Origin of the sequence: Variovorax sp. PCZ-1, from assembly GCF_018413605.1 — a bacterium.
In the GTDB taxonomy this organism is placed as follows: domain Bacteria; phylum Pseudomonadota; class Gammaproteobacteria; order Burkholderiales; family Burkholderiaceae_C; genus JANMDU01.
Genome location: NZ_JAHCDN010000001.1, coordinates 18,996 through 43,232, shown reverse-complemented (window position 1 = coordinate 43,232; position 24,237 = coordinate 18,996). Strand labels below are relative to the sequence as shown.

The 24,237-nt window shown below is 55.0% G+C and carries 37 protein-coding genes and 1 tRNA gene; 13 read left to right on the top strand and 25 right to left on the bottom strand.

What is annotated here, in order from left to right; translation table 11 throughout:
• Positions 1-2 precede the first annotated feature (2 nt).
• On the bottom strand, positions 3-1,460 hold the full coding sequence (locus KIH26_RS00245; protein ID WP_213441311.1) for an aminotransferase-like domain-containing protein: 1,458 nt from the start codon (positions 1,458-1,460) through the stop codon (positions 3-5).
• A gap of 133 nt (positions 1,461-1,593) precedes the next feature.
• Between KIH26_RS00245 and KIH26_RS00240 the strand changes: the two genes are divergently transcribed.
• From KIH26_RS00240 to KIH26_RS00185, 12 genes are read left to right on the top strand one after another with little or no spacing between them, the layout of a single operon-like run.
• The gene (locus KIH26_RS00240; RefSeq protein WP_213441309.1) at positions 1,594-2,193 is read left to right on the top strand and encodes a LysE family translocator; all 600 of its coding nucleotides are present in this window, start codon (positions 1,594-1,596) and stop codon (positions 2,191-2,193) included.
• Positions 2,190-3,101, top strand: a complete 912-nt coding sequence (locus KIH26_RS00235) for a DMT family transporter (RefSeq protein WP_213441307.1) — start codon at positions 2,190-2,192, stop codon at positions 3,099-3,101. Before KIH26_RS00240 ends, KIH26_RS00235 begins: the two co-directional genes overlap by 4 nt.
• The gene (locus KIH26_RS00230) at positions 3,098-3,427 is read left to right on the top strand and encodes a DHCW motif cupin fold protein (protein ID WP_213441305.1); all 330 of its coding nucleotides are present in this window, start codon (positions 3,098-3,100) and stop codon (positions 3,425-3,427) included. The genes KIH26_RS00235 and KIH26_RS00230 overlap by 4 nt, the downstream gene beginning before the upstream one ends.
• 6 nt (positions 3,428-3,433) lie before the next feature.
• The gene (locus KIH26_RS00225) at positions 3,434-4,054 is read left to right on the top strand and encodes a DJ-1/PfpI family protein (RefSeq protein ID WP_213441303.1); all 621 of its coding nucleotides are present in this window, start codon (positions 3,434-3,436) and stop codon (positions 4,052-4,054) included.
• A 1-nt stretch (position 4,055) separates the two neighbouring features.
• On the top strand, positions 4,056-4,391 hold the full coding sequence (locus tag KIH26_RS00220) for a cupin domain-containing protein (RefSeq protein ID WP_213441301.1): 336 nt from the start codon (positions 4,056-4,058) through the stop codon (positions 4,389-4,391).
• 1 nt (position 4,392) lies between these two features.
• On the top strand, positions 4,393-5,595 hold the full coding sequence (locus KIH26_RS00215; RefSeq protein ID WP_213441299.1) for an aminotransferase-like domain-containing protein: 1,203 nt from the start codon (positions 4,393-4,395) through the stop codon (positions 5,593-5,595).
• Entirely contained in the window at positions 5,592-6,233 is a 642-nt protein-coding gene (locus KIH26_RS00210; protein ID WP_349627828.1) for a glutathione S-transferase family protein, read from the top strand. Before KIH26_RS00215 ends, KIH26_RS00210 begins: the two co-directional genes overlap by 4 nt.
• Positions 6,234-6,250: 17 nt before the next feature.
• Positions 6,251-7,120, top strand: coding sequence for a PhzF family phenazine biosynthesis protein (locus KIH26_RS00205; protein ID WP_213441297.1), 870 nt, complete (start codon positions 6,251-6,253; stop codon positions 7,118-7,120).
• Positions 7,120-7,803: a VOC family protein gene (locus KIH26_RS00200; protein ID WP_213441296.1), complete on the top strand. Its 684-nt coding sequence runs from the start codon at positions 7,120-7,122 to the stop codon at positions 7,801-7,803. Before KIH26_RS00205 ends, KIH26_RS00200 begins: the two co-directional genes overlap by 1 nt.
• Positions 7,803-8,438 carry a LysE family translocator gene (locus tag KIH26_RS00195; RefSeq protein ID WP_213441294.1) on the top strand — a complete coding sequence of 212 codons (636 nt, stop codon included), beginning with the start codon at positions 7,803-7,805 and terminating at the stop codon, positions 8,436-8,438. The genes KIH26_RS00200 and KIH26_RS00195 overlap by 1 nt, the downstream gene beginning before the upstream one ends.
• Complete coding sequence (locus KIH26_RS00190; RefSeq protein WP_213441292.1) at positions 8,438-9,070, top strand: LysE family translocator; 633 nt, start codon at positions 8,438-8,440, stop codon at positions 9,068-9,070. Before KIH26_RS00195 ends, KIH26_RS00190 begins: the two co-directional genes overlap by 1 nt.
• 2 nt (positions 9,071-9,072) lie before the next feature.
• Positions 9,073-10,023: a threonine dehydratase gene (locus KIH26_RS00185; RefSeq protein WP_213441290.1), complete on the top strand. Its 951-nt coding sequence runs from the start codon at positions 9,073-9,075 to the stop codon at positions 10,021-10,023.
• A gap of 75 nt (positions 10,024-10,098) precedes the next feature.
• On the opposite strand, the gene KIH26_RS00180 is transcribed toward KIH26_RS00185, so the two are convergent.
• The 23 genes from KIH26_RS00180 to KIH26_RS00070 form a co-directional block, all read right to left on the bottom strand.
• Positions 10,099-10,656 (bottom strand): DUF2946 family protein, encoded by a 558-nt coding sequence (locus KIH26_RS00180; protein WP_213441287.1) that lies wholly within the window; start codon positions 10,654-10,656, stop codon positions 10,099-10,101.
• Entirely contained in the window at positions 10,649-11,620 is a 972-nt protein-coding gene (locus KIH26_RS00175) for a YheT family hydrolase (protein ID WP_213444562.1), read from the bottom strand. Before KIH26_RS00175 ends, KIH26_RS00180 begins: the two co-directional genes overlap by 8 nt.
• A 112-nt stretch (positions 11,621-11,732) precedes the next feature.
• Entirely contained in the window at positions 11,733-12,182 is a 450-nt protein-coding gene (locus KIH26_RS00170; RefSeq protein ID WP_213441285.1) for a YybH family protein, read from the bottom strand.
• Between the two features lie 140 nt (positions 12,183-12,322).
• Positions 12,323-12,399: transfer RNA gene (locus KIH26_RS00165), tRNA-Met, on the bottom strand.
• A gap of 70 nt (positions 12,400-12,469) precedes the next feature.
• Positions 12,470-12,859: a 50S ribosomal protein L17 gene (gene rplQ / locus KIH26_RS00160; RefSeq protein WP_213441283.1), complete on the bottom strand. Its 390-nt coding sequence runs from the start codon at positions 12,857-12,859 to the stop codon at positions 12,470-12,472.
• Positions 12,860-12,927: 68 nt separating this feature from the next.
• On the bottom strand, positions 12,928-13,917 hold the full coding sequence (locus KIH26_RS00155; RefSeq protein ID WP_213441281.1) for a DNA-directed RNA polymerase subunit alpha: 990 nt from the start codon (positions 13,915-13,917) through the stop codon (positions 12,928-12,930).
• 117 nt (positions 13,918-14,034) lie between these two features.
• Positions 14,035-14,658, bottom strand: coding sequence for a 30S ribosomal protein S4 (gene rpsD, locus KIH26_RS00150; RefSeq protein ID WP_213441279.1), 624 nt, complete (start codon positions 14,656-14,658; stop codon positions 14,035-14,037).
• 188 nt (positions 14,659-14,846) lie between these two features.
• Positions 14,847-15,254, bottom strand: a complete 408-nt coding sequence (gene rpsK, locus KIH26_RS00145) for a 30S ribosomal protein S11 (protein ID WP_213441277.1) — start codon at positions 15,252-15,254, stop codon at positions 14,847-14,849.
• 21 nt (positions 15,255-15,275) lie between these two features.
• Complete coding sequence (gene rpsM / locus KIH26_RS00140; protein ID WP_213441275.1) at positions 15,276-15,641, bottom strand: 30S ribosomal protein S13; 366 nt, start codon at positions 15,639-15,641, stop codon at positions 15,276-15,278.
• A 35-nt stretch (positions 15,642-15,676) separates the two neighbouring features.
• Complete coding sequence (gene rpmJ / locus KIH26_RS00135; protein ID WP_012348927.1) at positions 15,677-15,790, bottom strand: 50S ribosomal protein L36; 114 nt, start codon at positions 15,788-15,790, stop codon at positions 15,677-15,679.
• Between the two features lie 30 nt (positions 15,791-15,820).
• A complete protein-coding gene (infA, locus tag KIH26_RS00130; protein ID WP_213441273.1) occupies positions 15,821-16,039 on the bottom strand; it encodes a translation initiation factor IF-1 in 219 nt (72 codons plus the stop codon).
• A 13-nt stretch (positions 16,040-16,052) separates the two neighbouring features.
• Positions 16,053-17,363, bottom strand: a complete 1,311-nt coding sequence (gene secY / locus KIH26_RS00125; RefSeq protein ID WP_213441271.1) for a preprotein translocase subunit SecY — start codon at positions 17,361-17,363, stop codon at positions 16,053-16,055.
• A gap of 25 nt (positions 17,364-17,388) precedes the next feature.
• Entirely contained in the window at positions 17,389-17,820 is a 432-nt protein-coding gene (rplO, locus tag KIH26_RS00120) for a 50S ribosomal protein L15 (RefSeq protein WP_213441269.1), read from the bottom strand.
• Complete coding sequence (gene rpmD, locus KIH26_RS00115) at positions 17,820-18,002, bottom strand: 50S ribosomal protein L30 (protein ID WP_213441267.1); 183 nt, start codon at positions 18,000-18,002, stop codon at positions 17,820-17,822. Before rpmD ends, rplO begins: the two co-directional genes overlap by 1 nt.
• Positions 18,003-18,013: 11 nt before the next feature.
• Positions 18,014-18,532: a 30S ribosomal protein S5 gene (gene rpsE, locus KIH26_RS00110; protein ID WP_213441265.1), complete on the bottom strand. Its 519-nt coding sequence runs from the start codon at positions 18,530-18,532 to the stop codon at positions 18,014-18,016.
• 23 nt (positions 18,533-18,555) lie between these two features.
• Positions 18,556-18,915 carry a 50S ribosomal protein L18 gene (gene rplR, locus KIH26_RS00105; RefSeq protein ID WP_213441263.1) on the bottom strand — a complete coding sequence of 120 codons (360 nt, stop codon included), beginning with the start codon at positions 18,913-18,915 and terminating at the stop codon, positions 18,556-18,558.
• 11 nt (positions 18,916-18,926) lie between these two features.
• Entirely contained in the window at positions 18,927-19,460 is a 534-nt protein-coding gene (rplF, locus tag KIH26_RS00100) for a 50S ribosomal protein L6 (protein ID WP_213441261.1), read from the bottom strand.
• 18 nt (positions 19,461-19,478) lie between these two features.
• Positions 19,479-19,874: a 30S ribosomal protein S8 gene (gene rpsH, locus KIH26_RS00095; protein WP_213441259.1), complete on the bottom strand. Its 396-nt coding sequence runs from the start codon at positions 19,872-19,874 to the stop codon at positions 19,479-19,481.
• A gap of 17 nt (positions 19,875-19,891) precedes the next feature.
• The gene (gene rpsN, locus KIH26_RS00090) at positions 19,892-20,197 is read right to left on the bottom strand and encodes a 30S ribosomal protein S14 (protein WP_213441257.1); all 306 of its coding nucleotides are present in this window, start codon (positions 20,195-20,197) and stop codon (positions 19,892-19,894) included.
• Between the two features lie 21 nt (positions 20,198-20,218).
• Complete coding sequence (rplE, locus tag KIH26_RS00085) at positions 20,219-20,758, bottom strand: 50S ribosomal protein L5 (protein ID WP_213441255.1); 540 nt, start codon at positions 20,756-20,758, stop codon at positions 20,219-20,221.
• A gap of 12 nt (positions 20,759-20,770) precedes the next feature.
• Positions 20,771-21,088, bottom strand: a complete 318-nt coding sequence (rplX, locus tag KIH26_RS00080; protein WP_213441253.1) for a 50S ribosomal protein L24 — start codon at positions 21,086-21,088, stop codon at positions 20,771-20,773.
• Between the two features lie 11 nt (positions 21,089-21,099).
• Entirely contained in the window at positions 21,100-21,468 is a 369-nt protein-coding gene (gene rplN / locus KIH26_RS00075; RefSeq protein WP_213441251.1) for a 50S ribosomal protein L14, read from the bottom strand.
• 232 nt (positions 21,469-21,700) lie between these two features.
• Positions 21,701-22,237, bottom strand: a complete 537-nt coding sequence (locus KIH26_RS00070) for a DUF1569 domain-containing protein (protein ID WP_213441249.1) — start codon at positions 22,235-22,237, stop codon at positions 21,701-21,703.
• A gap of 181 nt (positions 22,238-22,418) precedes the next feature.
• Here KIH26_RS00070 and KIH26_RS00065 point away from each other — a divergent pair, with 181 nt between their 5' ends.
• Entirely contained in the window at positions 22,419-23,495 is a 1,077-nt protein-coding gene (locus KIH26_RS00065) for a patatin-like phospholipase family protein (RefSeq protein WP_213441247.1), read from the top strand.
• 76 nt (positions 23,496-23,571) lie between these two features.
• Here KIH26_RS00065 and KIH26_RS00060 read toward each other — a convergent pair whose 3' ends face one another.
• On the bottom strand, positions 23,572-24,219 hold the full coding sequence (locus KIH26_RS00060; RefSeq protein ID WP_213441245.1) for a thiol:disulfide interchange protein DsbA/DsbL: 648 nt from the start codon (positions 24,217-24,219) through the stop codon (positions 23,572-23,574).
• Positions 24,220-24,237 lie beyond the last annotated feature (18 nt).

Here is a 24,237-nt window from a genome sequence, read left to right as displayed (position 1 = left end):
CTTCAGCGCTGGCTCGCATCGCGCTGAGCCACAAATTTCTTCCAAAACCCTGCCTCTTGCGTAGTCGCAAAGTTAATCCGCATCAAGGTGCTGGGCTGCCGGGCGGCGTTGAACAAAGCACCTGGTGCTAAAAGAATTCCGTCATCCAACATGCGTTGAGCCAATGGCTCGGTATCCACGCCAGTTTCCACCCAACCAAACAGACCCGCTGGCTCGGCGGCGAAGGAGCAGCCTGATTGCAAAGCGAGGCGCACGGCTCGGCTGCGCGCTGCATCGAGCCGGGTGCGCACGCGCTCGCTGTGTTTGCGCAGATGACCTTCGTTGATGCAATGAGCCAAGGCCTTTTCCAGCAGGGCGGGGGTGGTGAGGCTGGTGAGGAGTTTGGTGTCTAGCAAACGCTCTGTTAAATGCTCGGGCGTGGCCATGAAGCCGATACGCCAGTTGGGGGCGAGGATTTTGGCGAAGCCACTCACGTAGATGGTGCGCTGCAGGCCATCGAGTGCGGACATGCGCGTGGCGTGGGGCTGTGCGATGTGGCAATAGGTGTCGTCTTCAACGATATGGAAATCTTGGCTAGCTGCGAGCTGCAAGATGCGATGCGCGCTCGACGGCGAGAGGCATGCGCCAGTGGGGTTGTGCAGCACGCTTACACTGACGTAGAGCTTCGGTGCGTGTTCTTCGCAGTAGCGCGCCATCACATTCAGATCAGGGCCCTCGGCTGTACGCGGCACAGGCAAGATGCGCATGCCCAATGCATCGAGCCGTGCAAACTCTACCGCCCAACCAGGCTCTTCGACCATCACATAATCACCGCTTTTCAGCAAAGTGCGGCTCACGATATCAAGCGCTTGCGTAGCGCCTTGCGTGGTGACAATGCGGCTGCTGGGCGCATCAATGGCGAAATCGCGAAGCTTCACGGAGAGCGCTTCGCGTAGCGATGCATCGCCCAGCGGCTCTCCGTAGCGCAAGCTAGCCTCCAAAAGATTGCGGCCTTGGCTCACTTTGCGCACAGCGGGCCCGAGAAAATCGCTTTCCATCCAATCGGGAGGCAGCACGCCCATACCAGGCTGCAGCGGAGAGCTGAGTGAGCCGCCACCCCGAGCAAACATACCGCGAATCAAGGCTGTAGCATCAATTCTTGGCCTTTGATGCAGAGCCCCAGCCACTACATTTTTAATAGCACTTTGCGCAGATTCTATGCCGGCAAACTGTTCATTTTGCTTTAAAACATGCACATCCCGCACATAAAAACCTTTCTGCTTGCGCGCCTCCACCAGGCCCGTTGCAACGAGCTGATCGTATGCAGCCACCACGGTATGTGGGCTGACTTCCTGCTGGCGCGCACACTCGCGCACGCTGGGCAAGCGGCTGCCCGCAGGCAAGAGGCGCGAGCGGATTCGTTCGGAAAATCTCGCCACAAGCTGCTCGGTGAGTGTTTGCTGGCTGGTGCGCATCAACATAGCGCTCTCCTCATTGTGTGACTCATAGGTGTATCGCCTCGTCGAGCAGTACAGATGGGTAACTGAATGGCTTAACTGTATTGGCTCTGTATTGCCGTTTAATGTACATTCAATTTTGAAGAAACACAACACCATGCCTTGGACTGAATTCACCGCACTACTCATCCTCGGAACAGCGATGAGCTTTTCTCCGGGGCCGAACACGACCCTATCCACCGCGCTCGCAGCCAACCACGGCTTGCCGCGCGCGATGCGCTTTGTGTGCGCTGTACCGATTGGCTGGGGCGTATTGGTGCTGCTCTGCGCATTTGGCCTGGGCGCGCTTTTGGTGGCTGCACCTGTTCTTGTGTGGGTGGTGAAAGCAGTGGGCGTTGCATATCTGCTCTGGCTCGCCTACAAGCTCTCCGGCAGCGGCTCGCTCGCGCAAGCGGATGAAGCGCGGCTGAATGTGACGTTTTGGCAAGGCGCGGCTTTGCAGTTTGTGAACATCAAGGCTTGGATGTTTGCTCTCTCCGTCGTGGCCGGGTGGCTCGCAGGCAAAGCAGATTTTTGGCCGCGCCTCATGGTGCTCCTGCCCACACTCATGGCCTTTGCATTTTTCAGCAACCTCGCCTACGCACTCATGGGCGCAGCGCTGCGCGGCTGGCTGGCTATAGGAGCAAGGCTGTTGTGGTTTAACCGAATGATGGCTTTGGTTTTAGTCATTACCGCAGCTTGGATGATCACGGTATGACGAAAGACAATCAGGGACTTCTTTGGGGCCTGCTCGGCGTGACGCTCTTTGCTGCGACCCTGCCCATGACCAAACTCGCCGTGGGCACAACCGCTGCCCCTCAGCTCTCGCCTTGGTTCGTCACATTCGGCAGAGCAGCCGCAGCTGGCGTGCTCTCGATCTTGTATTTGCTCTTTGTGCATTCAGGTGGCGCATTGAAAGTCCCAACGAAGAACGACTGGGGCTTGGTGGCTTTCACAGCCGCTGGCGTGGTCGTCGGCTTCCCTCTCTTCTTAGCACTCGCCTTGCGCTACGTACCCAGCATGCATGGTGCAGTCGTCACCGGGCAGCTGCCATTGGCTACAGCAGTAGTAGCTGCCATTTGGTTCAAGCAACGGCCTGCTGTAGGTTTTTGGATTTGCGCCCTGCTCGGCAGTTTCTTGGTGCTCGGCTTCATGATCTTGCGCGCAGGCGGCATCTCACTTGGCGCAGCAAATATCTTTTTACTACTCGCCATGATGAGCGCCGCCTTGGGCTACATCGGCGGCGCGCGGCTCACGCCTAAGCTCGGCGCTGAGCAAGTGATTTGCTGGGTGCTGGTGCTCTCGCTGCCGCTTACCTTGCCTGTGACGCTCTTGAACATGCCCGCTTCTTGGGCAACGATAGCCGCCAGCAGCTGGATGGGCTTTATCTATGTCTCACTTATCTCCATGTGGATCGGCTTCTTCGCCTGGTATCGTGGCCTCGCCATGGGCGGCGCGGTGCGTGTGAGCCAGGTGCAATTGGTGCAGCCGTTTTTGAGTTTGCTGTTTGCGATTCCACTCTTAGGTGAGCAGCTGGACATGATCACGCTTTTCTTCGCTCTTGGCGTGATTGCCACGGTGTATGTAGGCAAGAAAATGCCGGTTGATCAAGGTGTGAAGCCATGAAGATGAATAGCATCCCTTTCAATACTGTGGATTGGGCGACGATCCCTCCCGAAGAAAAAACCGCCGATGCAGGCCGTGTGTTCTGGCGCACGCAGCAGTTTGGCGAGATTCGCGTGCGCATGGTGGAATACACGCCCGGCTATGTGAGCGATCATTGGTGCGTGAAAGGGCATGTGTTGCTCTGCATAGAAGGCGAGCTGATCACAGAGCTGGAAGATGGCCGCGTGTTCACCTTAAAACCCGGCATGAGCTACCAAGTGGCTGATAACGCCGAGCCACATCGCTCGCGTGCGCCGCTGGGGGCGAAGCTGTTTATAGTGGATTAATACGAAATGAAAATCTCTATCCTGACTTTTGATGGCTTCAATGAGCTCGATTCGCTGATCGCTTTCGGCATGCTCAGCCGCATCTCGCTGTTGGGCGATAAGGATTGGCATGTCAAGATTTGCAGCCCAACACCGCGCGTCACTTCCATGAACGGCTTGACCCTGGAAGCGCATGAATTGCTCAGCGAATCAGCAAGCTCAGATGCAGTATTGATCGGCAGCGGCATGAAGACGCGCGAGGTGGCGGCTAACGCTGAGATCATGAGCCAAATCAAGCTCGATCCCCTGCGCCAATTCATCGTCTCGCAATGCTCGGGCACCTTCCTCATGGCCAAGCTTGGGCTTTTGCAACAGATGCCCGCTTGCACCGATTTGACGAGCAAGCCTTGGGTGCAAGAGGCAGGCGCAAACATCGTGAACCAGCCGTTTTATTCTTACGGCAACTTGGCCACTGCAGGCGGCTGCCTGTCAACGCAGTACGTCAGCGCTTGGTTGATCTCGCGACTCAAAAGCTTTGCGGCAGCGCGTGAAGTGTTGCACTACTTCGCGCCCGTAGGCGAGAAAGAGCTGTACGTCGATCGTGCGATGTCGCACATCGAGCTTCGCTTCCCATCAACGGAAGACTGACATGAAAGCCTCGATTAGCCAAGCCTTAAAGCGCTTGCCCGCGCCGCCCTCGACCAAGTACTCGCAAGGTGAGCCTTTCGTCACGATGATGGCGGGTGGCACGATGTCGGTGGAAGTGTTTGCGCCAAAAGGTGCGGATATTCAGCAACCACACACACAAGATGAGCTGTATTTCATTCACAGCGGCGCAGGCGAGATCGTGATCAATGGGCAGCGCTTTGATGCTGCGGCAGGCGATGCTTTTTTTGTGGCCGCAGGTGTAGAACATCGCTTTGAAAATTTCAGCGATGATTTCGTGACTTGGGTGGTGTTTTATGGAAAAGAAGGTGGAGAGTGATATGAGCACAGATACACATTGGAAACTTGCAGCGCGTGCAGAGCGTATGAACCCCTCGATCATTCGAGAGATTTTGAAAGTCACGGAAAAGCCCGGCATCATCAGCTTTGCGGGGGGCTTGCCTTCGCCGAAGACGTTTCCAATTACAGCTTTTGCAAAAGCATGCGCGGATGTGCTCGCCAAAGATGGGCAAGCGGCTTTGCAATATGCGGCGAGCGAAGGCTTTCCAGCGCTGCGGGAATTTGTGGCGAACGAGCTTTCCAAGCAAAGTGCCACTGCTGGCGTGCCTTGGGCGATTGACCCAGCTCAGGTGCTGATCACCACCGGCTCGCAACAAGCCCTTGATCTGATCGCCAAAATCTTGATCGACAAGGATTCTCGCGTGCTCGTGGAAACGCCCACGTATCTGGGTGCACTGCAAGCCTTCACGCCGATGGAGCCAGCCTTTGTGAGCGTGGCCAGTGATGATGAAGGCGTGATCGTTGAGGATTTAAAGGGCAAAGCCAAAGGTGCACGCTTCCTCTACGTACTACCCAACTACCAAAACCCCACAGGCCGCAGCATGAGCGAGGCCCGGCGCGCAACGCTCTCACAAGCAGCGCGCGAGGCTGGCCTACCCATCGTAGAAGACAACCCTTATGGCGATTTGTGGTTTGACACGCCACCGCCTGCGCCGCTCACAGCGCGCAATCCTGAAGGCGGCATCTACATGGGAAGCTTCAGCAAAACACTCGCCCCCGGCCTGCGCTTGGGCTTCTTGGTTGCGCCTAAAGCTCTCTATCCCAAGCTCCTGCAAGCTAAGCAAGCGGCAGATTTGCACACACCGAGTTTCAATCAACGCTTGGTGGCTGAAGTCTTGAAAGATGGCTTCATCGACCGCCACGTGCCCACCATCCGCGCGCTCTACAAATCGCAATGTGAAGCCATGCTCGCCGCGCTCTCACGCGAACTCGCAGACACAGGCATCCAGTGGAACCAGCCCACCGGCGGCATGTTCCTCTGGCTCAAACTGCCCGCGCACATGAACGCAATTGACCTGCTGCCCAAAGCCGTAGAGCGCAATGTCGCCTTCGTGCCTGGCGCGGCTTTCTATGCCGACAATGCTGCAAATAACACCTTGCGCCTGAGTTTCGTCACGGCCAGTGTAGAGCAAATCAACGTGGGCGTGGCTGCTTTGGCTTCTGTGCTCAAGGAGCACCTGTGAGCGAGACTCTCACGCTCTGGGGGCGCATCAGCTCCATCAATGTGCGCAAGGTGATGTGGACGGCGCAATATTTGAACTTGCCGATTCAACGCATCGATGCAGGCGCTGCTTTTGGTGTGATCAACACACCCGAGTTTCAACAGATGAATCCCAATGCCATGATCCCGGTGCTGAACGACGGTGACTATACGCTCTGGGAGAGTAACGTCATAGTGCGCTACTTGTGCGAGAAGTATTCCAACGGCGCGCTGTATCCGAGTGACACGAAACAGCGCTTTGATGCCGAGCGCTGGATGGATTGGCAGCAATCTGAACTCAATCGCGCGAGCGCTCTTCCCTTTGCGCAGTGGGTTCGCACAGCGCCAGAGCAACGCAATCATGTACTGATCAAAGAGCACACGCGCAAGATGCATCATTGGCTGGGCATCGTGGAGGCACATCTGGCCAAGCAGCCTTACATGGCCGGCAACTCTTTGACGATGGCAGACATTCCCCTCCTTAGCGAAGTGCATCGTTGGTGGGCCGTGCGTGCGCGCAGCGGTGAGACGAGCCCCGCCTACCCCGCTATTGAGCGCTGGTACGCGCCCTTGCTAGCGCATCCTGCCAGCAAGGGTGTATTTGATCTACCTGTCAGTTAAACGTTTGGGAAATCAAGATGAAACAACGCCCCTTCAAACAAGTCGATGTGTTTACCGCCCGCGCCTACGACGGCAATCCGCTGGCTGTGGTGCTGGATGGTTCTGGCCTTTCCACAGAAGAGATGCAGCATTTCACGAACTGGACGAACTTGAGTGAATGCACTTTTCTGCTACCGCCCACACAAGCGGGAGCGGATTACAAAGTACGTATCTTCTGCCCAGGGCGCGAGCTGCCGTTTGCAGGGCATCCTACGCTGGGCACTTGCCATGCATGGCTAGAAGCCGGTGGTAAGCCGCAAGGCGAATACATCATGCAGGAATGCGGCATTGGCTTAGTGAAGATCAAGCGCGATGCAGCGAATGGGCGACTGGCTTTTGCTGCACCACCGTTGATCAAGAGCGGTGCTTTGGATGAAGCCGATGTGGCCTTGATTGCACGCGGGCTGGGAGTGCAGCGCGACGATATCGTGGCACATGCTTGGTGTGACAACGGGCCGAATTGGCGCGGCGTGATGCTGCGCTCTGCTGAGCAGGTGCTAGCCTTGAAGCCAGATGCGGCTGTGCTCGCTGGCTTGGATATCGGTGTGGTGGGGCCGAGAGGCAAGGTGGGCGTGGTCGGCACGCAATCTAACGACAACGACACGCACTTTGAAGTGCGTGCCTTCTTCCCCGGCAACAACGGCATGGCAGAAGACCCGGTCACTGGCTCACTCAACGCAGGCATCGCGCAATGGTTAATTGGCTCGAGCCTTGCACCCAAAAACTACGTTGCTGCGCAAGGGACGGCGCTCGCACGCGCAGGGCGTGTGCATGTGGAGCAAATTGGCTCCGATATTTGGATTGGTGGCGCAAGCGTCACTTGCGTCGACGGAAAGGTGTTGCTCTGATGAATGCACAAGTGGATCATCTCGTCGTCGCAGCACGCACTTTGCAAGAAGGTGTGGCATGGTGCGAAGCCACGCTGGGCATCACACCCGGCGCAGGCGGTGAGCATCCGCTGTTTGGGACGCACAATCGCTTGTTTCGCATCGCCACGGTGAATTATCCGCGCGCTTACTTCGAAATCATTGCTATTAATCCAGGAGCACCTCGCGCAATTAAATCGCCGGCGAAGTGCTGGTTTGACTTAGATTCTTCCGAGCTACAAGACACTATTAAGCGCAGCCCACGCCTCGTGCATTTCGTAGCGAATACCAGTGATGTAAACACAGCCTGCGCTTCACTCAAAGCGCAAGGCATTGATCGCGGCCCATCCGTGCAGGCCAGCCGCATGACAGCTGCTGGCCTGTTGCAATGGCAAATCACCGTACGCGAAGATGGGCAACGCTTGTTCAACGGAGGCTTGCCCACCTTGATCGAATGGGGTGATGTGCACCCAGCCAATGGCATGCCTGACAGCGGGGTTTCTTTGATCAACTTGCGTATGGCGACAACACAAGTCACCGAGCTGCAATCCGCGTACCAAGCCATCGGCCTGCAAGGTGTTCAGATTGAAACGGGCGAAGCCAATCTGATCGCCACATTGCAAACACCCAAAGGCCTCGTCACTCTTGAATCGAAAGGACTGTGATGCTTTTTACGCTTTCTGAACTCATGCTTTTCGCAATCGCAGCACTCATCATGGTGATCTCGCCAGGCCCCAACATGGTGTATTGCATTTCACGCACACTCACACAAGGCCATTACGCCGGCTTCGTTTCTTGGAGCGGCGTGGCTTTTGGTTTTTTGGTGCATCTGCTCGCAGCATCTTTCGGCCTCACCGCTTTACTCATGGCTGTGCCTCTTGCCTTTGAAGCGCTTAAGATCGCAGGAGCGTGCTATCTCTTGTGGTTGGCATGGCAAGCGGTCAAACCCAACGGGCATTCGCCTTTTGAAGTACGGAATTTGCCTGCTGATAATACGGCTACATTGTTTCGCATGGGTTTCATCACGAATGCGCTTAACCCGAAGGTGGCGATGTTTTATCTCTCGTTCTTTCCGCAGTTTCTCCACCCAGAGCGCGGCTCGATTTTGCTGCAGAGCTTTACCTTGGGCGCGATTCACATCGCCATGAGCGCGCTGGTATTCAGCCTCCTCATTTTGGGAGCGGCAGGCATCTCCAAGTTTTTAACCAGAAGCACTTTTTGGATGGCCGCTCAGCGCTGGATCATGGGCGCGGTCTTGGGCGCGCTTGCGGTGCGCCTACTCATGACAGAGAAGAAGTGATGCTGACTTTCACTGAGCTACTCCTGTATTGCGTCGCCGCACTGGCCGTGATGCTCACACCGGGACCCAATATGCTGTATTGCGTCTCTCGCGCGCTCTGCCAAGGGCGTATGGCGGGTTGGGTGTCTGTGCTGGGCGTGCAAGCTGGCAATGTGGTGCACATCGCAGCTGCCACGCTCGGCCTCACCGCTCTTTTGGCTGCCATGCCCATGCTCTATGACGCGATTCGCTATGCGGGAGCGGCTTATTTGCTCTGGCTCGCATGGCAAGCGATCAAACCCGGCGGACGCGGCCTGTTTGAAGCGCAAGATTTGCCACATGACAGCTATGCCAAGCTCTTTCGCATGGGCTTGATCACGAATTTGCTTAATCCGAAGCAAATTGTTTTCTTCACATCGATCTTCAGCCAATTCCTCCACCCTGAGCGTGGCAGTGTGTTGCAGCAAGGCTTGCAATTGGCGGCAACGCATATCTCGCTCAGCTTTGTCGTCAATGGCCTGATCGTAGCCGGCGCAGCAGGTATCGCGGTGTTTTTCCAACGCAGTCCTATCTGGCTGCGTGTGCAGCGCTACTTTATGGCTACGGTGCTCACAGGTTTGGCCGTGCGTCTTGTGATTTCAGAAAGAAAGTAAAGATGTTCACCCCTCTAGAAATCAAGGCGGCGCAAGATTGCGTCTATGCCAGCCTGCGCCCTACGCCACAATTTGAATGGCCGCTGCTCAGCGAAGCACTGGGTGCGAAGGTCTGGGTGAAGCATGAAAATCATCAGCCCGTGGGTGCATTCAAGGTGCGTGGTGGTTTGACTTACTTTGATGCTTTGATGAAACGCGAGCCCAAAATTTCAGGCGTGATCTCAGCCACACGCGGCAACCATGGGCAATCGATTGGTTTTGCAGCAAGCAAGCATGGCGTGCACGCGACCATCGTTGTGCCTCACGGCAATTCAGTGGAGAAGAATGCGGCTATGCGAGCCCTCGGTGTGGAGCTGATCGAGCATGGCTCTGAGTTTCAAGAATCGCGTGAGCATGCTGCCAAATTAGCCCAAGTGCGTGGTCTACATTTCGTGCCCTCTTATCACCGCGATTTGCTGCTGGGCGTGATGACGTATTGGATCGAATTCTTCGAAGCCGTGCAGCCCGATGTGACCTATGTGCCGATTGGTATGGGCTCCGGCTTTTGCGCGGCTGCTGCTGCGCGTGCGCATACGGGCTTGAAGACCAAGCTCGTTGGTGTGGTGTCAGCCCATGCGACGGCTTACATGGATTCCTTCAAATCGCGCAAGCTCCTCGAATCACCTGTGACGACGCAGATTGCCGATGGCATGGCCTGCCGTGTGCCCGATCAGACGGCGCTCGATGTGATTGTGAAAGAAGCGCATGACGTAATCGCCGTCACGGATGACGAAGTGAAAGCCGCGATGCGCCTGCTTTTCACTGCGACGCACAACGTGGCCGAAGGCGCTGGCGCTGCATCACTTGCAGCAGCGATGCAGCAGAAAGATCAGTGGCACGCTAAGACGATAGGCACAACACTCTGTGGTGGCAATGTGGATGCAGACGTGTTTGCAGCGGTGCTAGCGGGCTAATTTATAGGCAAATTAGCTTATCGCCGGCGTAGAATCTGCGCAAAGTGCTACTATTTTTATAGTGATTCTTGCGAATCAAGCTTGTGCAACCTGCACCTTCTGCGGGCTGCGCACATAGCCAAAGCGCTGCGGCAATTCACTGCGAAGCATCTCCTGCGCCACCCACAATCCTCGCTCCAACGCATCAGCCGCGAGCAGCATATCGAGCGTATGCACGAGGCCAAAGCCTAGATCCGTCTCCAGATACACGCAACCATGCTCATCGAGCACGCAGCGCTGCGGCTTGCATTCTTTCCCGGTGTGAGCTTCAATCGTGAAATCATCTCGCACACGCCAGACCCAAGGCGTGGCTTCCAACTCCACATACACGCGCTGCGGGCCGTTCTGAAAATACCATTGGCCAGCATATGCACCCTCTTCCGTGCAAAGATAATTGCGAGCAATAAAAGCAATCAGCTTCTCATGCGAAAGCATCGAGCCTTTCGCACCTGGCTGCCCACTAGAGAAAGCGCCACAAGCCTGCGAGCGATCATCTCGCATCCACCATTGCCCACGCGCATCCAGGCCCAGCCAGCCCGTGCAGGCCGGCACATTCGGCCATTTGGCCATGGCTTGTAAAACAATGTCATCCATGATGCAAGAGCCACTGACCGACTGCGCGCGGCATGGCATGCACATGCCCGGGAAACTTACCGCCGGGAAAGCCTACATGGCCGCCATGCTTGGGTTGCCACAGCGTCACATGCTTTCCGACCTTGCCGGGCTGCGGTAAGCTGCTCGCAGGCATGAAGGGATCATTCAGCGCATTGAGCGCGAGTGCAGGAATTTGGATCTCAGCCATGCGCGGCTTGGCCGAGGCGCGTGCCCAGTAGTCTTCGGTGTTTTTGAAACCATGCAAGGGCGCGGTGAAGATGTTGTCAAACTCATAAAGATCCCGGCTTTCTTGCAAAGCCTTCGCATCGAAGAGCTTGGGATGCAAAGCGAGCCGCTCCATGGCTTTGGGTTTCATCGTACGCAGAAACATCGGCGTGTAAATGCGGCGATTCAGGCCTGAACCGATGCAATGCCCCGCTGCAGCTAAATCCAGTGGCGAGCAAACGCTGGCCACGGCACTGGCTATTTTGCTGGCTTCAGCGCCCATCTCCTGCGCCCAGCGCATCAGTGCATTGCCACCTAGAGAGATACCTACAGCGATGAGCTTGCGCTGCGGCTCGCGCGCTTTAATGCGGCGCAAGAGCCAATCGATCTCTTGATAATCACCCGAGTGATATGCACGCGGTGCGCGATTGATCTCGCCACTGCAGCCACGAAAATGTGGCACAGCGTAGGGCATTGCCTGCTGCCTCGCCCAATCGGCGAAGGCCTGCGCATAGTGGCTTTGCGATGAGCCCTCTAGGCCATGAAAGAGCACAAGCTGCGGCGCATCGGGTTTGACCTCGTGCTTTGTGAAGTCTACATCCACAAAATCATCATCAGGGCTTGCCCAACGTTCGCGCTTGAAGCTCGGCGCGACTGCTTCATGCCGGCTCGAATACAAAGCTGGCCAGATGGTTTGCAATTGGCCGCCGGGCAGCCATGTCGGTGCTCGATAGTCCATCAACATACACCTCGTCGCACAATACCAACCACTATTAATTTAGTAGCACTCTGCGCAGCATACACGCCGGCAATTCGCCTAAAAGAGCTTAAAAATGCAAGAAAAACCACGATCAATGCAGCACCATCGGTGCATCAGAGAGTTCTTGCATCTCACGCGCCGTGCCTGGGCTTGCATGATGCGCCACCATACGCCAGCCTTGCGCTGTCTTGTGATACACGTTCGTAGCGATCACGTAGGCTTCACGCGGACCGTCGGGCGTCATCACTTCAATTTTTTCAATCACACTATGCACGCTGCTAGATAACGCTTCAATCTTGCGCACACGCATGGGTGTAGCGCGAATCGTGCCATTGCTGAACATCGCATCAAAAGCTGCACGAATCGCCCCTGCACCACTGATACGCGAACCGCCTGGATGAACGCAGCTGATCTCATCTTCATCCGCCCAGCAAAGCATGAGCTTATCAACGTCACCAGCGCGCAGCGCATCATAAAACTGCGCTTCGATCTCATCGGCATTGCCACCGATGGTGACGGATTGGAGTTTGCTTTTTCGCATAGTTTGATTATCCGCAAGAGAGCTTGCTTTGGATACTCGATACCGACAAAACCATGTATCCCGTTTGGAATCACAAAGAAAAACGCCAGCTGAAGCTGGCGTTTGACTAAAAATCGATAGGCTTATCGATTTTCTAAGTTTGGTTGCGGAGGCTGGATTTGAACCAACGACCTTTGGGTTATGAGCCCAACGAGCTACCGAGCTGCTCCACTCCGCGTCAATACTTGTATTTTACCGCGTTGCTTAGCTGTTTGCTGCAACGCGGCAAAGTATATTTACTCTGCTAATTACTCAGCGGTTGGCACTTCTGCAGACGTGTCAGCACGATCAACGAGCTCAACGAAAGCCATCGGTGCGTTGTCGCCGACACGGAAACCCATTTTCAGGATACGTGTGTAGCCGCCTGGACGCGTCTTGAAACGAGGGCCGAGATCGGTGAACAACTTGGTCACGGAATCACGGTCACGCAGGCGGTTGAATGCCAAGCGGCGATTCGACAGGTTATCAACTTTAGCCAAAGTGATCATTGGCTCGACGACGCGACGCAGCTCTTTTGATTTTGGCAAAGTTGTTTTGATGGCCTCGTGCTGAATCAGCGAGTTCATCATGTTGCGCAGCATCGCTTGGCGATGGCTGCTGGTGCGGTTAAGTTTACGAAGTCCGTTTCCGTGACGCATGGTGCTTTCCTTTCAATATATAAACAGCGCGCCGGATCAGGTACGCGCTGGTGCACTTTGCTTATAAATTAACGCTTGTCCAAACCAGCGGGTGGCCAGTTTTCCAAACGCATACCGAGGGTCAGGCCGCGAGAGGCCAAGACTTCCTTGATTTCGTTGAGTGACTTGCGACCCAGATTCGGGGTCTTGAGCAACTCGTTCTCGGTGCGCTGAATCAGATCACCGATGTAGTAAATGTTTTCTGCTTTGAGGCAGTTGGCTGAGCGCACGGTGAGCTCGAGTTCGTCCACGGGGCGGAGCAGAATAGGATCAAACTGCTGGCTGCTGCGCTGAGCGGGTGCATCAAACGCGGCGAGCTCGCTGCCTTCGAGTTGTGCGAACACTGCAAGCTGCTCCACCAAAATCTTCGCCGCTGCGCGCACTGCATCTTCTGCGGTGACTGCGCCATTGGTTTCGATTTCCATGACGAGCTTGTCGAGGTCGGTACGCTGCTCAACGCGAGCGTTTTCCACGGCGTAGCTCACGCGCTTGATCGGTGCAAAAGATGCATCGAGCACGATACGGCCGATAGACTTGCTCGGCTCATCGCCATAGCGACGCACGTTACCAGGCACATAGCCACGGCCCTTTTCGACCTTGATCTGGATATCGAGCTTGCCGCCTTGCGACAGGTGCGCGATCACGTGATCAGGGTTGATGATTTCAACGTCGTGCGGGGTCTGGATATCGCCAGCGGTGACAACGCCTTCGCCGTCTTTACGCAGAGATAGCGTGACCTCATCACGATTGTGTAATTTAAAGACCACGCCCTTCAGGTTGAGCATGATGTTGACGGCGTCTTCTTGCACGCCGTCAATGGTGGAGAACTCATGCAGAACGCCTGCAATGGTTACTTCCGTTGGTGCATAGCCCACCATAGACGAGAGGAGCACGCGGCGCAGCGCGTTGCCCAGCGTGTGGCCATAGCCGCGCTCGAAAGGTTCGAGGGTGACTTTGGCTTTGTTGCCGCCGAGCTGTTCTACTTGGATCGTCTTGGGTTTGAGCAGGTTGGTTTGCATGCAGTCTTCCTTGTGTGTGCCCTCGGCTCGTTACACCGATAAGGCTGGAAATCCTTTGTGAACGTCTCCACAAAGGGGCTGATGACGATGCGCATAGACGCACCGCCTTCAAAAAAATTAACGTGAATACAACTCGACGATCAACGATTCGTTGATGTCAGAAGCGAATTCGTCGCGGTCTGGGGACTTCTTGAACGTGCCTTCTACTTTTTCAGCACTGACTTCGACCCAAGCTGGGAAGCCGATTTGGCCTGCCAACTGCAGAGCTTCAGTAATACGCACTTGCTTTTTGCTCTTCTCGCGCACAGAGATCACATCGCCAGCCTTAATCAGCATGGAAGGAATGTTCACTGGCTTGCCGTTGACCAGAATCGCTTTGTGCGATACGAGTTGACGTGCTTCAGCGCGCGTGGACGCAAAACCCATGCGATAGGCCACGTTGTCGAGACGGGACTCAAGGATGAAGAGCAAATTTGCACCTGTGTTGCCACGGCGGCGATCAGCTTCTTCAAAGTAGCGACGGAACTGGCGCTCGAGCACGCCATACATGCGCTTGACTTTTTGCTTTTCGCGCAGTTGCAAGCCGAAGTCAGACGTACGCTGACCGCTGGTGCGGCCGTGCTGGCCGGGCTTGGAATCAAATTTAGCTTTGTCCGAAATCGCGCGACGAGCGCTTTTCAGAAACAGATCCGTGCCTTCACGGCGGGAGAGTTTGGCCTTAGGGCCTAAGAGACGTGCCACTTGGAATTTCCTTTAAATTTAACTACAACAGGACTAGCTGCTGGAGCCAGTAAGGTTCAAACGGTGCTTGAGACGATGCTGGCGGTGGGCTTGCGGGTTTGCACCGATAGACGACGCAACCCTCTATTATAGCCAAAGCCGCGAACATGCATTTCAGCACGTTTCGCGGCTCAAGCCGGGGAACAAAATTAGATGCGACGACGCTTTTGTGGACGGCAGCCGTTGTGAGGCACAGGCGTCACATCACGGATGGACGTGATACGGATGCCGAGAGCACCGAGTGCACGCACAGAAGACTCACGGCCAGGACCTGGGCCTTTGATCTCAACATCGAGGTTCTTGATGCCCTGCTCCATGGCGGCGCGACCAGCCTGCTCGGAAGCCACCTGGGCTGCGAACGGGGTGGACTTGCGTGAGCCCTTGAAGCCTTGACCACCTGACGATGCCCACGACAGAGCATTGCCCTGGCGATCGGTGATCGTGATGATGGTGTTGTTGAACGACGCATGGACGTGGGCAATACCGTCAGCAATGTTCTTGCGGACTTTCTTGCGCACGCGTGTTGCGGCTGCTGCGGATGCTTGCTGTTTAGCCATCGTGTTTCTCTCTTACAGGCTTTATTTCTTGAGGGACTGCGCTGCACGACGCGGACCCTTGCGAGTACGTGCGTTGGTGCGGGTGCGCTGACCGCGAATGGGCAGACCACGGCGATGACGGAAACCACGGTAGCAGCCGATGTCCATCAAACGCTTGATGTTCATCGTCGTCTCGCGGCGCAGGTCACCTTCGATCGTCATGCCAGCGATGGCATCACGGATCTTCTCCAGATCGCCGTCGGTGAAGTCTTTGACCTTCTTCGAGTAGGCAATGCCAGTGGCCTCGCAGATTTTGCGAGCTGTGGTGCGGCCAATGCCGAAAATGGCGGTGAGGCCAATCTCAGCGTGTTGGTGCGGCGGAATGTTGATACCAGCGATACGTGCCATATCAGTCCTCTAAACTTTCAAATCGTTAAAGCTCTTCAACCCTGGCGCTGTTTGTGGCGTGGATCTGTACAGATCACGCGAACCACACCCTTGCGGCGGATGATTTTGCAATTGCGGCAAATTTTCTTGACCGAAGCCGAAACTTTCATGTCATTCTCCTAAAACTCGTTTCAATCCAATCACTTGGCTCGGAACACAATACGTGCCCGAGACAAATCGTAAGGTGTTAACTCCACGGTGACCTTATCACCGGGCAGGATGCGGATGTAGTGCATGCGCATCTTGCCTGAAATGTGCCCGAGCACAATGTGCCCGTTTTCTAACTTCACTCGGAAGGTGGCATTGGGAAGGTTTTCCACAATCTCACCCGCCATCTGAATCACATCGTCTTTTGCCATTCACTCATCTCAGTTAAGAGGTTTTGAAATTGGCTTTCTTCAGAAGCGATTCGTATTGCTGGCTCATCATGTAATTTTGAACTTGGGACATGAAGTCCATCGTCACAACCACAATGATCAGCAGTGAGGTACCGCCGAAGTAGAAAGGAACGTTGTATTTCAGAATCAAAAACTCAGGCAACAAACACACTGCTGTGATGTAAGCCGCGCCCACTGCCGTTAAGCGGAGCAAAATCTTGTCGATGTAGCGAGCGGTTTGGTCACCAGGGCGAATGCCGGGGATGAATGCACCACTCTTCTTGAGGTTGTCGGCCGTTTCGCGGCTGTTGAACACCAAGGCTGTGTAGAAGAAGCAGAAGAAAATGATCGCTGCCGCATAGAACATGATGTAGATCGGCTGACCTGGGGTCAACATACCTGCAATGTCTTTCAACCAACGCATCGAATCACCTGTGCTAAACCAGCTCACCACGGTAGCAGGCAGCAAAATGATCGAAGAAGCAAAGATCGGAGGAATCACGCCAGCCATGTTCAACTTCAATGGCAGATGGGATGATTGACCACCGTAAACCTTGTTGCCCACCTGACGGCGTGCATAGTTCACCAAAATCTTACGCTGACCACGCTCAACAAACACCACAAAGTAGGTCACCAGAACAACCAGTGCCACGATGATGATGGCTGCAATGATGCTCATCGCACCTGTGCGCACCAATTCCAGCAGACCAGCAATCGCGCTTGGCAGACCTGCTGCAATACCTGCAAAGATGATGATGGAAATACCATTGCCCAAACCACGCTCTGTGATTTGCTCACCGAGCCACATGAGGAACATCGTGCCAGCTGTCAAGCTAACAACAGTCGCCATACGGAAACCAAAACCAGGCTGTAACACCAGACCAGCCGAACCTTCCAGCGCCATGGCGATACCCAGGGATTGGAAAATTGCCAAACCCAAGGTGCTGTAGCGGGTGTATTGCGTGATCTTGCGGCGACCTGCTTCGCCTTCTTTCTTCAACTGCTCGAAGCTGGGCACCACATAGGTGAGCAACTGCATGATGATTGAAGCCGAGATGTAGGGCATGATGCCCAAGGCCAAGACGCTGAAGCGAGACAAAGCCCCGCCAGAGAACATATTCACCAAGCCGAGAATGCCGCCCTGCTGACCTTGGAACAAGGCTTTCAGCTGGGTTGGATCAATACCTGGAACAGGAATATGCGTGCCAATGCGGTAAACAATCAGCGCGAGCAACAAAAAGACGAGCCGGCGACGCAGATCGCCGAACTTACCTGTTTTTGCAATTGCAGAAGGATTGGTTGCCACTACGGGAATGCCTTAAATCTTGTCTTTAAACCAAGGAGCCGCCAGCCGCTTCAATCGCAGCTTTAGCACCTGCGGTTGCGCCAATACCGGTCAACTTGACAGCTTTCGTGAGCGCGCCAGTCTTCACGACCTTCACAACCTTGATCATTTCGCCCACAAGACCAGCTTGCTTCAAGCTGAGCATGTCAACTTCAGCAGCGCCGAGATTCTCGAGCGTAGCCAAGGTGATTTCAGCGTTGTATTGCAGCTTGTGTGACTTGAAGCCACGCTTAGGCAAGCGACGCTGCAAAGGCATTTGACCGCCTTCGAAGCCAACCTTGTGGTAGCCACCTGAACGGGACTTTTGACCTTTGTGACCACGGCCAGCGGTTTTACCGAGGCCAGAGCCGATACCGCGACCAACACGGCGACGGGCTTTCTTCGAGCCTTCGGCTGGAGAGATGGTATTGAGTTGCATCAGAGCACCTTGACCAAATAGCTGATCTTGTTGATCATGCCGCGCACTGCTGGCGTGTCTTCAATTTCAGAAACAGAATTCATTTTGCGCAGACCCAGGCCACGCACGGTGGCGCGGTGGGACTCTTTGCAACCGATGGGGCTGCGAACGAGTTGCACTTTAACTTTAGCTTGCGTTGTCATGATGTTTCCAATCAAGCAAACAGATCTTCAACGCTCTTGCCGCGCTTGGCTGCCACAGCACCAGCGGTGGTGGACTTGTCCAAAGCGTCGAGCGTAGCGCGAACGAGGTTGTAAGGGTTGGTCGAACCATGGCTCTTGGCCACGATATCGGTGATGCCCATCACTTCAAACACGGCGCGCATAGGGCCACCAGCGATGATGCCTGTACCTTTAGGGGCTGGAGACATCATGACATTGGATGCGCCGTGCTGACCGTAAACGCGATGGTGAATCGTGCCATTTTTCAGGGAGCACTTGAGCATGCCACGACGTGCTTGCTCCATAGCCTTTTGCACAGCCACTGGCACTTCTTTCGATTTGCCTTTGCCCATGCCAACTTTACCGTCGCCATCACCCACAACAGTAAGCGCTGCGAAACCGAGGATACGACCACCCTTGACCACCTTGGTCACGCGGTTGACCGCAATCATCTTCTCGCGCATGCCGTCTTCTGGACCTGCTGCTGGAGTATTTGCTTGTAATTTAGCCATAAATTTCTCGCTTGAACTCTTGCTTAGAACTGCAGACCAGCTTCACGAGCTGCTTCAGCCAAAGCTTTGACGCGGCCGTGGTAGGCAAAGCCTGCGCGGTCGAAAGCAACTTTCTCAACACCAGCGGCTTTTGCTTTTTCAGCAATGCGCTTGCCCACTGCGGTGGCTGCTGCGGCATTGCTGCCTTTGCCGCCGAGCGCTTTGGACACATCGGCTTCTGCGGTGGAGGCCGAAGCCAACACAGTAGCGCCGTCGCCGGAGATCACTTGTGCATAGATGTGCAGATTGGTACGGTTGACCGACAGACGGGCAACTCCTTGGGTGGCGATGCGAATTCGCGTTTGACGCGAACGACGCACACGCTGGTCTTTTTTGTTCAGCATGATCGCACTCCTTATTTCTTCTTCGTTTCCTTGATCGTGATCTTCTCATCCGAATAACGGATGCCTTTGCCTTTGTAAGGCTCAGGAGGACGCACGGCACGGATTTCAGCAGCGATCTGACCGACACGTTGACGGTCAGCGCCTTTGATGATGATTTCGGTCGGGGCTGGTGTAGCAACCGTAATGCCAGCAGGCATTTCAAAGTTGACAGGGTGTGAGTAACCCACAGCCAGATTCAGCTTAGCGCCGGAAGCGGTGGCCTTGTAGCCCACGCCAACGAGGTTGAGCTTCTTCTCAAAGCCTTTGGTCACACCAACCACCATGTTGTTAACGAGTTGGCGCAGCGTGCCGCTCATGGCATTGGCTTCGCGAGACTCATCAACAGGAGAGAAGCTGAGCTTGCCAGCTTCGTTTTTGATGGCGACCAGAGCGTGAGCGGCGACAGACAGCGTACCGCCCGAACCCTTCACAGCAATTTTGTCAGCACCGATGGTGACTTCCACGCCAGCTGGCACGGTCACGGGCATTTTTCCTACGCGGGACATGTTAGTTTTCCTTCCCGTTTAAGCGACGTAGCACAGCACTTCGCCACCGACACCGGTAGCGCGGGCTTTGCGATCGGTCATCACGCCTTGCGGGGTGGTCACGATAGCAACGCCCAAGCCGTTCATGACTTGAGGAATGCTGCCCTTGCCCTTGTAAACGCGCAGACCAGGGCGGCTTACGCGCTCCAGACGCTCGATCACAGGACGGCCAGCGTAATATTTCAAGGCGATTTCAAGCTCAGACTTGCCATCAACGGTGTTCACTTTGAATCCGTCGATGTAGCCTTCGTCTTTCAGCACCTGGGCGATCGCGGCCTTCAGCTTGGAAGCTGGCAACGACACGGTAGTTTTGGCGACCATCTGCGCATTGCGGATGCGCGTCAACAGGTCGGCGATAGGATCACTCATGCTCATGTTTGTTTTCCTTCGCTTTACCAGCTGGCCTTGGTCATGCCGGGGATTTCACCGGCAAAAGCCATTTCACGAACCTTCATGCGACCCAAGCCAAATTGCTTGTAGGTACCACGGGGACGACCCGTGATTTCGCAGCGGTTGCGCTGACGGTTAGGGTTAGCGTTGCGTGGGAGCTTGTTCAAGCCCAAACGCGCAGCCATTTGTTCTTCGGGTGACTTGTTTGCGTCAGTAGCAGTTGCCTTCAATTCGGCATACTTCTTGGCAAACTTGGCAGCCAGTTTTTCGCGCTTGAGTTCGCGCTGGATCAATGCAGCTTTAGCCATGGTATTTCTCGATCCTTAACTTCAGTTCTTGAACGGGAAGCGGAAGCCGGTGAGAAGAGCTTTGCACTCGTCATCGGTTTTCGCAGTCGTCGTGATGCTGATATTGAGACCACGCACGGCATCAACTTTGTCGTACTCGATCTCAGGGAAAATGATCTGCTCTTTCACGCCGATGTTGTAATTGCCACGGCCATCAAAAGCGCGACCGGACACACCACGGAAATCGCGCACGCGTGGCAGCGAAATGGTGATGAAACGATCCAAGAATTCATACATGTGCTCGCCGCGCAGCGTGACCATGCAGCCGATAGGCAATTGCTCGCGGATCTTGAATCCGGCAATCGCTTTACGCGCCTTGGTAACGACTGGCTTTTGGCCAGCGATTTTGGTCATGTCGCCAACGGCGTTGTCCATAACCTTTTTGTCTGCAACAGCCTCACCCACACCCATATTGAGCGTGATTTTGGTGATGCGCGGGACTTCCATAACAGACTTGTAGCCGAACTTCTCCATCAACTGGGGAACGACTTTGTCTTGGTAGTGTTGTTTAAAACGTGCCATGATGATTTACCTTCAGGCTGCTTTGATTTCAGCGCCGCTGGACTTGTAGACGCGGACTTTTTTGTCGCCTTCTACTTTGATGCCCACGCGATCGGCCTTGCCGGTTGCACTGTTGAAAATCGCGACGTTGGACTGGTGAATTGGCATGGCCTTTTCAACAATACCGCCCGTGGTGTTTTTCAGGGGATTGGGTTTGGTGTGCTTTTTGACGAGGTTAATACCGTCAATCAGCAAATGAGTTTCATCTTTGCGAGACGTGATCTTGCCGCGCTTGCCTTTGTCTCGGCCTGCGAGGACGATGATTTCGTCGCCGGTGCGAAGTTTGTTCATGGAATGCCTCTTTACAGGACTTCAGGTGCCAAGGACACGATCTTCATGAACTTTTCCGTACGGAGTTCACGGGTCACGGGGCCGAAGATGCGGGTGCCGATAGGCTCCAGCTTGGCATTGAGCAACACAGCTGCGTTGCCATCGAATTTCACGAGCGAGCCATCGCCGCGGCGGATGCCTTTGGCGGTGCGCACCACAACAGCGTTGTAGATTTCGCCTTTTTTGACGCGACCACGGGGAGCAGCTTCTTTGATGCTCACCTTGATCACATCGCCCACGGATGCGTAGCGGCGCTTGGAGCCACCGAGCACCTTGATACACAACACGGATTTAGCACCCGTGTTGTCAGCGACATCGAGTCGAGATTCAGTTTGGATCATTTCAAATTCTTCCCAACTTGTCTCCGACTGTTTGAACCATTTCAAACCATCGAAAGCAGTCTTGGGCCCGTCGCATTCTGATTTGATTTCTCAAACCCGACTGCGTTTGGGCAAGATGCGCAGATTGCTAATGCAGATGAATATCCACACGCTTTTTGCGCGAAGCCTTGAATTATGCCACAGATTTTGAAAGCCTGTCAAACATCTTTAGAGACAGACTCTAAAACGCATCTCAAGCGAGCTTATGGATGGCGATGTCGTCTTGATGATTGGCAATGTGCAGGCTGTGGGCGACTGCGTAATCTGCCTTGCTTAAGGTGCCATAGGCGAAATGCGGCTTCAAAGCAGCGCTGTGGGCGTTGAAACGGCTGATGGCGGCGCGCAGGCGATTTGCAGCCGGACGCCATTCGGGCGAAGGCGTGAGCACGGGCGCGCCGGGGATGGGCTCTGCCAAGGAATGGCTCATTTGGCCACGCAGCTTGAAGACTTGGAATGCCGCTGCGCCCACGGTATTTTGAAACAAAGCGCTTTTGGGCTGCGAAAAGCCATCCATGCTCATTTCGATGCTTTGCGAGAGGTGCTCTAGCACGGCTGACAAAGGCCATGCGCCCGTGGTCTTCACGCCTGGGGCGGTTTCGAGCTGATCCAACCAGAGCAAGGCTTGCGAGAGGCTTTGCACTTTGTCAGGCTCTAGCGATGGTGCACAGGCAGACAAGCAAACACCTGAAGCCATGGCAGTGCTCTGAATGAGAAATGAACGGCGTTGCATCAGGGCATTGTACTTCGATTAAATTTATACCGAAATAGCCGTATCGCCGGCTACGAGCCTGCGGAAAGTGCTATCAAAACCATATCAATCAGTGTCATCAAACTGACATCAGCCCGCCGCTTTTTGGCATATTTTTTGAATGCAAGGCTCACTACAATGCATCGTTTAAGGGCGACTCAAGATGAATGACGAAGTTTCTTCACCACAAAGCCCCATCGCTCCAGATGCACCGCAGAAAACCGTGAGCCTGGCTCTGCAAGGCGGCGGTTCGCATGGCGCGTTTACATGGGGCGTGATGGATGCGCTCTTGGAAGATGGGCGCTTGCAGCTCGATGGCATCAGCGGCGCGAGCGCAGGGGCGATGAATGCTGCTGTGCTGGGGCATGGTTTTGCGCAGCACCCCGATGATCCAGCAGCGGCGCGGCAGGCCGCGCGCGCGGCTTTGGCTGATTTTTGGCGCAAGGTGGCTCGGCTGGGCGAAGCGAGCAAACTACAGCGCGGCTGGGCGCAGATGTGGCTTTCCGGCTGGCGCGCCAGCGGCGCCTCACTCTCGCCTTACCAATTCAACCCGCTGGATATCAACCCCTTGCGCGAGCTGCTGGCGGATTGTGTGGATTTCAAGAAGTTGGCCAAAGCTGCTTCGCCGCTGATCCATGTGTGTGCCACGCATGTGAAAACCGGCAAAGCCGAGATCTTTTCAGGCAAACGTCTCACAGAAGCTGCGGTGATGGCTTCGGCCTGCCTGCCGACGCTTTTTCGCGCGGTGGAGGTGGAGGGCGAGCATTATTGGGATGGTGGATTCAGCGGCAACCCCGCCCTGCACCCGCTGATTTACCGCTGCCAAGCCAGCGATATCGTGCTGATCCAGATCAACCCCGTGGAGCGCAATGCAGTGCCCGATAACGAGAGCGAGATCATGGATCGGGTGAACGAGCTGACCTTCAACGCCAGTTTGCTGGCGCAGATGCGCGCGATTGATTTGGTCAACCGATTGATCGACAAAGCCTATCTGCCCGCCGAACGCTACCGCTCTATCCGCATGCACCGCATTGATGGCGGCGAAGCGCTGGAAGCCTACCCAGCTTCCACCAAATCCCATGCCGACGGGCAGTTGATTGAGGCACTGTTTGAATTGGGCAAAACCTGCGCACAGCGCTGGCTCAAGAGGCATTACGACGAAGTCGGCATTCAGAGCAGCATCAACATCAGCAAAGACTATCTGGACGATATGCGCATGGGGCATCCAGCGGATCGCTAGACGCTATTAATTTAATAGCTGTTTGCGCAGATTAGATGCCGGCTATCGGCCGATTTGACTTATAAAAGCTGCTGGATTAACGGCCTTTTTTGATTTCTGCAACCAAGAAATCGGTGATTTGCAAAGCGCGGCTCATACTCTGCGCCAACGAGCCATCGGTGTAGAAACGGCCAGCAATGCCCATCGCCGGCACGCCGCCAACTTTGTAATCGTCTTGCAACTTCTTAGCGCGCGTGGCCTTGGTTTGTACGGCGAAAGAGTTGTACAGCTCATCAAATTTGGCACGATCAACGCCTTGGGATGCGATCCATTCGCCGATATTGGCTTGCGTGTCGAGTTTGCGCTTTTCTACATGGATGGCGTAGAAGACTTTCTTATGCAGTTCTTGAACCTTACCCATCGCTTCCAGCGTGTAAAACAGGCGCTGCTGCGGCACAAATTCATCACGAAAGGCCACCGGCACGCGACGCAGCGATACATCCTTGGGTAGCTTGGCAACCCACTGCTCGAGCTGGGGCTCAAAGGCATTGCAGTGAGGGCAGTTGTACCAAAAGAATTCGATCACTTCCACACGGCCAGCTGCACTATCGGAGGGTACACGTTTATCCAGCGCCACATAGTCTTGCCCTTCTTGGTAGCCACGCTGCTGGGCAAAAGCAGCCACAGGCAAGGCGCAGGCCAAACTCAAAGCGCTGGCGGTTTGGATGAGGTCGCGACGAAACATATTAAATTCTCCGAATGA

Bases quoted from the DNA above. Each gene is read 5' to 3' on its own strand.
- KIH26_RS00245 (WP_213441311.1), bottom strand. From the start codon at position 1,460: ATGTTGATGCGCACCAGCCAGCAAACACTCACCGAGCAGCTTGTGGCG.
- KIH26_RS00240 (WP_213441309.1), top strand. From the start codon at position 1,594: ATGCCTTGGACTGAATTCACCGCACTACTCATCCTCGGAACAGCGATG.
- KIH26_RS00235 (WP_213441307.1), top strand. From the start codon at position 2,190: ATGACGAAAGACAATCAGGGACTTCTTTGGGGCCTGCTCGGCGTGACG.
- KIH26_RS00230 (WP_213441305.1), top strand. From the start codon at position 3,098: ATGAAGATGAATAGCATCCCTTTCAATACTGTGGATTGGGCGACGATC.
- KIH26_RS00225 (WP_213441303.1), top strand. From the start codon at position 3,434: ATGAAAATCTCTATCCTGACTTTTGATGGCTTCAATGAGCTCGATTCG.
- KIH26_RS00220 (WP_213441301.1), top strand. From the start codon at position 4,056: ATGAAAGCCTCGATTAGCCAAGCCTTAAAGCGCTTGCCCGCGCCGCCC.
- KIH26_RS00215 (WP_213441299.1), top strand. From the start codon at position 4,393: ATGAGCACAGATACACATTGGAAACTTGCAGCGCGTGCAGAGCGTATG.
- KIH26_RS00205 (WP_213441297.1), top strand. From the start codon at position 6,251: ATGAAACAACGCCCCTTCAAACAAGTCGATGTGTTTACCGCCCGCGCC.
- KIH26_RS00200 (WP_213441296.1), top strand. From the start codon at position 7,120: ATGAATGCACAAGTGGATCATCTCGTCGTCGCAGCACGCACTTTGCAA.
- KIH26_RS00195 (WP_213441294.1), top strand. From the start codon at position 7,803: ATGCTTTTTACGCTTTCTGAACTCATGCTTTTCGCAATCGCAGCACTC.
- KIH26_RS00190 (WP_213441292.1), top strand. From the start codon at position 8,438: ATGCTGACTTTCACTGAGCTACTCCTGTATTGCGTCGCCGCACTGGCC.
- KIH26_RS00185 (WP_213441290.1), top strand. From the start codon at position 9,073: ATGTTCACCCCTCTAGAAATCAAGGCGGCGCAAGATTGCGTCTATGCC.
- KIH26_RS00180 (WP_213441287.1), bottom strand. From the start codon at position 10,656: ATGGATGACATTGTTTTACAAGCCATGGCCAAATGGCCGAATGTGCCG.
- KIH26_RS00175 (WP_213444562.1), bottom strand. From the start codon at position 11,620: ATGGACTATCGAGCACCGACATGGCTGCCCGGCGGCCAATTGCAAACC.
- KIH26_RS00170 (WP_213441285.1), bottom strand. From the start codon at position 12,182: ATGCGAAAAAGCAAACTCCAATCCGTCACCATCGGTGGCAATGCCGAT.
- rplQ (WP_213441283.1), bottom strand. From the start codon at position 12,859: ATGCGTCACGGAAACGGACTTCGTAAACTTAACCGCACCAGCAGCCAT.
- KIH26_RS00155 (WP_213441281.1), bottom strand. From the start codon at position 13,917: ATGCAAACCAACCTGCTCAAACCCAAGACGATCCAAGTAGAACAGCTC.
- rpsK (WP_213441277.1), bottom strand. From the start codon at position 15,254: ATGGCTAAACAGCAAGCATCCGCAGCAGCCGCAACACGCGTGCGCAAG.
- rpsM (WP_213441275.1), bottom strand. From the start codon at position 15,641: ATGGCACGTATCGCTGGTATCAACATTCCGCCGCACCAACACGCTGAG.
- rpmJ (WP_012348927.1), bottom strand. From the start codon at position 15,790: ATGAAAGTTTCGGCTTCGGTCAAGAAAATTTGCCGCAATTGCAAAATC.
- infA (WP_213441273.1), bottom strand. From the start codon at position 16,039: ATGGCAAAAGACGATGTGATTCAGATGGCGGGTGAGATTGTGGAAAAC.
- rplO (WP_213441269.1), bottom strand. From the start codon at position 17,820: ATGCAACTCAATACCATCTCTCCAGCCGAAGGCTCGAAGAAAGCCCGT.
- rpmD (WP_213441267.1), bottom strand. From the start codon at position 18,002: ATGACAACGCAAGCTAAAGTTAAAGTGCAACTCGTTCGCAGCCCCATC.
- rpsE (WP_213441265.1), bottom strand. From the start codon at position 18,532: ATGGCTAAATTACAAGCAAATACTCCAGCAGCAGGTCCAGAAGACGGC.
- rplR (WP_213441263.1), bottom strand. From the start codon at position 18,915: ATGCTGAACAAAAAAGACCAGCGTGTGCGTCGTTCGCGTCAAACGCGA.
- rplF (WP_213441261.1), bottom strand. From the start codon at position 19,460: ATGTCCCGCGTAGGAAAAATGCCCGTGACCGTGCCAGCTGGCGTGGAA.
- rpsH (WP_213441259.1), bottom strand. From the start codon at position 19,874: ATGAGCATGAGTGATCCTATCGCCGACCTGTTGACGCGCATCCGCAAT.
- rpsN (WP_213441257.1), bottom strand. From the start codon at position 20,197: ATGGCTAAAGCTGCATTGATCCAGCGCGAACTCAAGCGCGAAAAACTG.
- rplE (WP_213441255.1), bottom strand. From the start codon at position 20,758: ATGGCACGTTTTAAACAACACTACCAAGACAAAGTCGTTCCCCAGTTG.
- rplX (WP_213441253.1), bottom strand. From the start codon at position 21,088: ATGAACAAACTTCGCACCGGCGACGAAATCATCGTCCTCGCAGGCCGA.
- rplN (WP_213441251.1), bottom strand. From the start codon at position 21,468: ATGATCCAAACTGAATCTCGACTCGATGTCGCTGACAACACGGGTGCT.
- KIH26_RS00070 (WP_213441249.1), bottom strand. From the start codon at position 22,237: ATGCAACGCCGTTCATTTCTCATTCAGAGCACTGCCATGGCTTCAGGT.
- KIH26_RS00065 (WP_213441247.1), top strand. From the start codon at position 22,419: ATGAATGACGAAGTTTCTTCACCACAAAGCCCCATCGCTCCAGATGCA.
- KIH26_RS00060 (WP_213441245.1), bottom strand. From the start codon at position 24,219: ATGTTTCGTCGCGACCTCATCCAAACCGCCAGCGCTTTGAGTTTGGCC.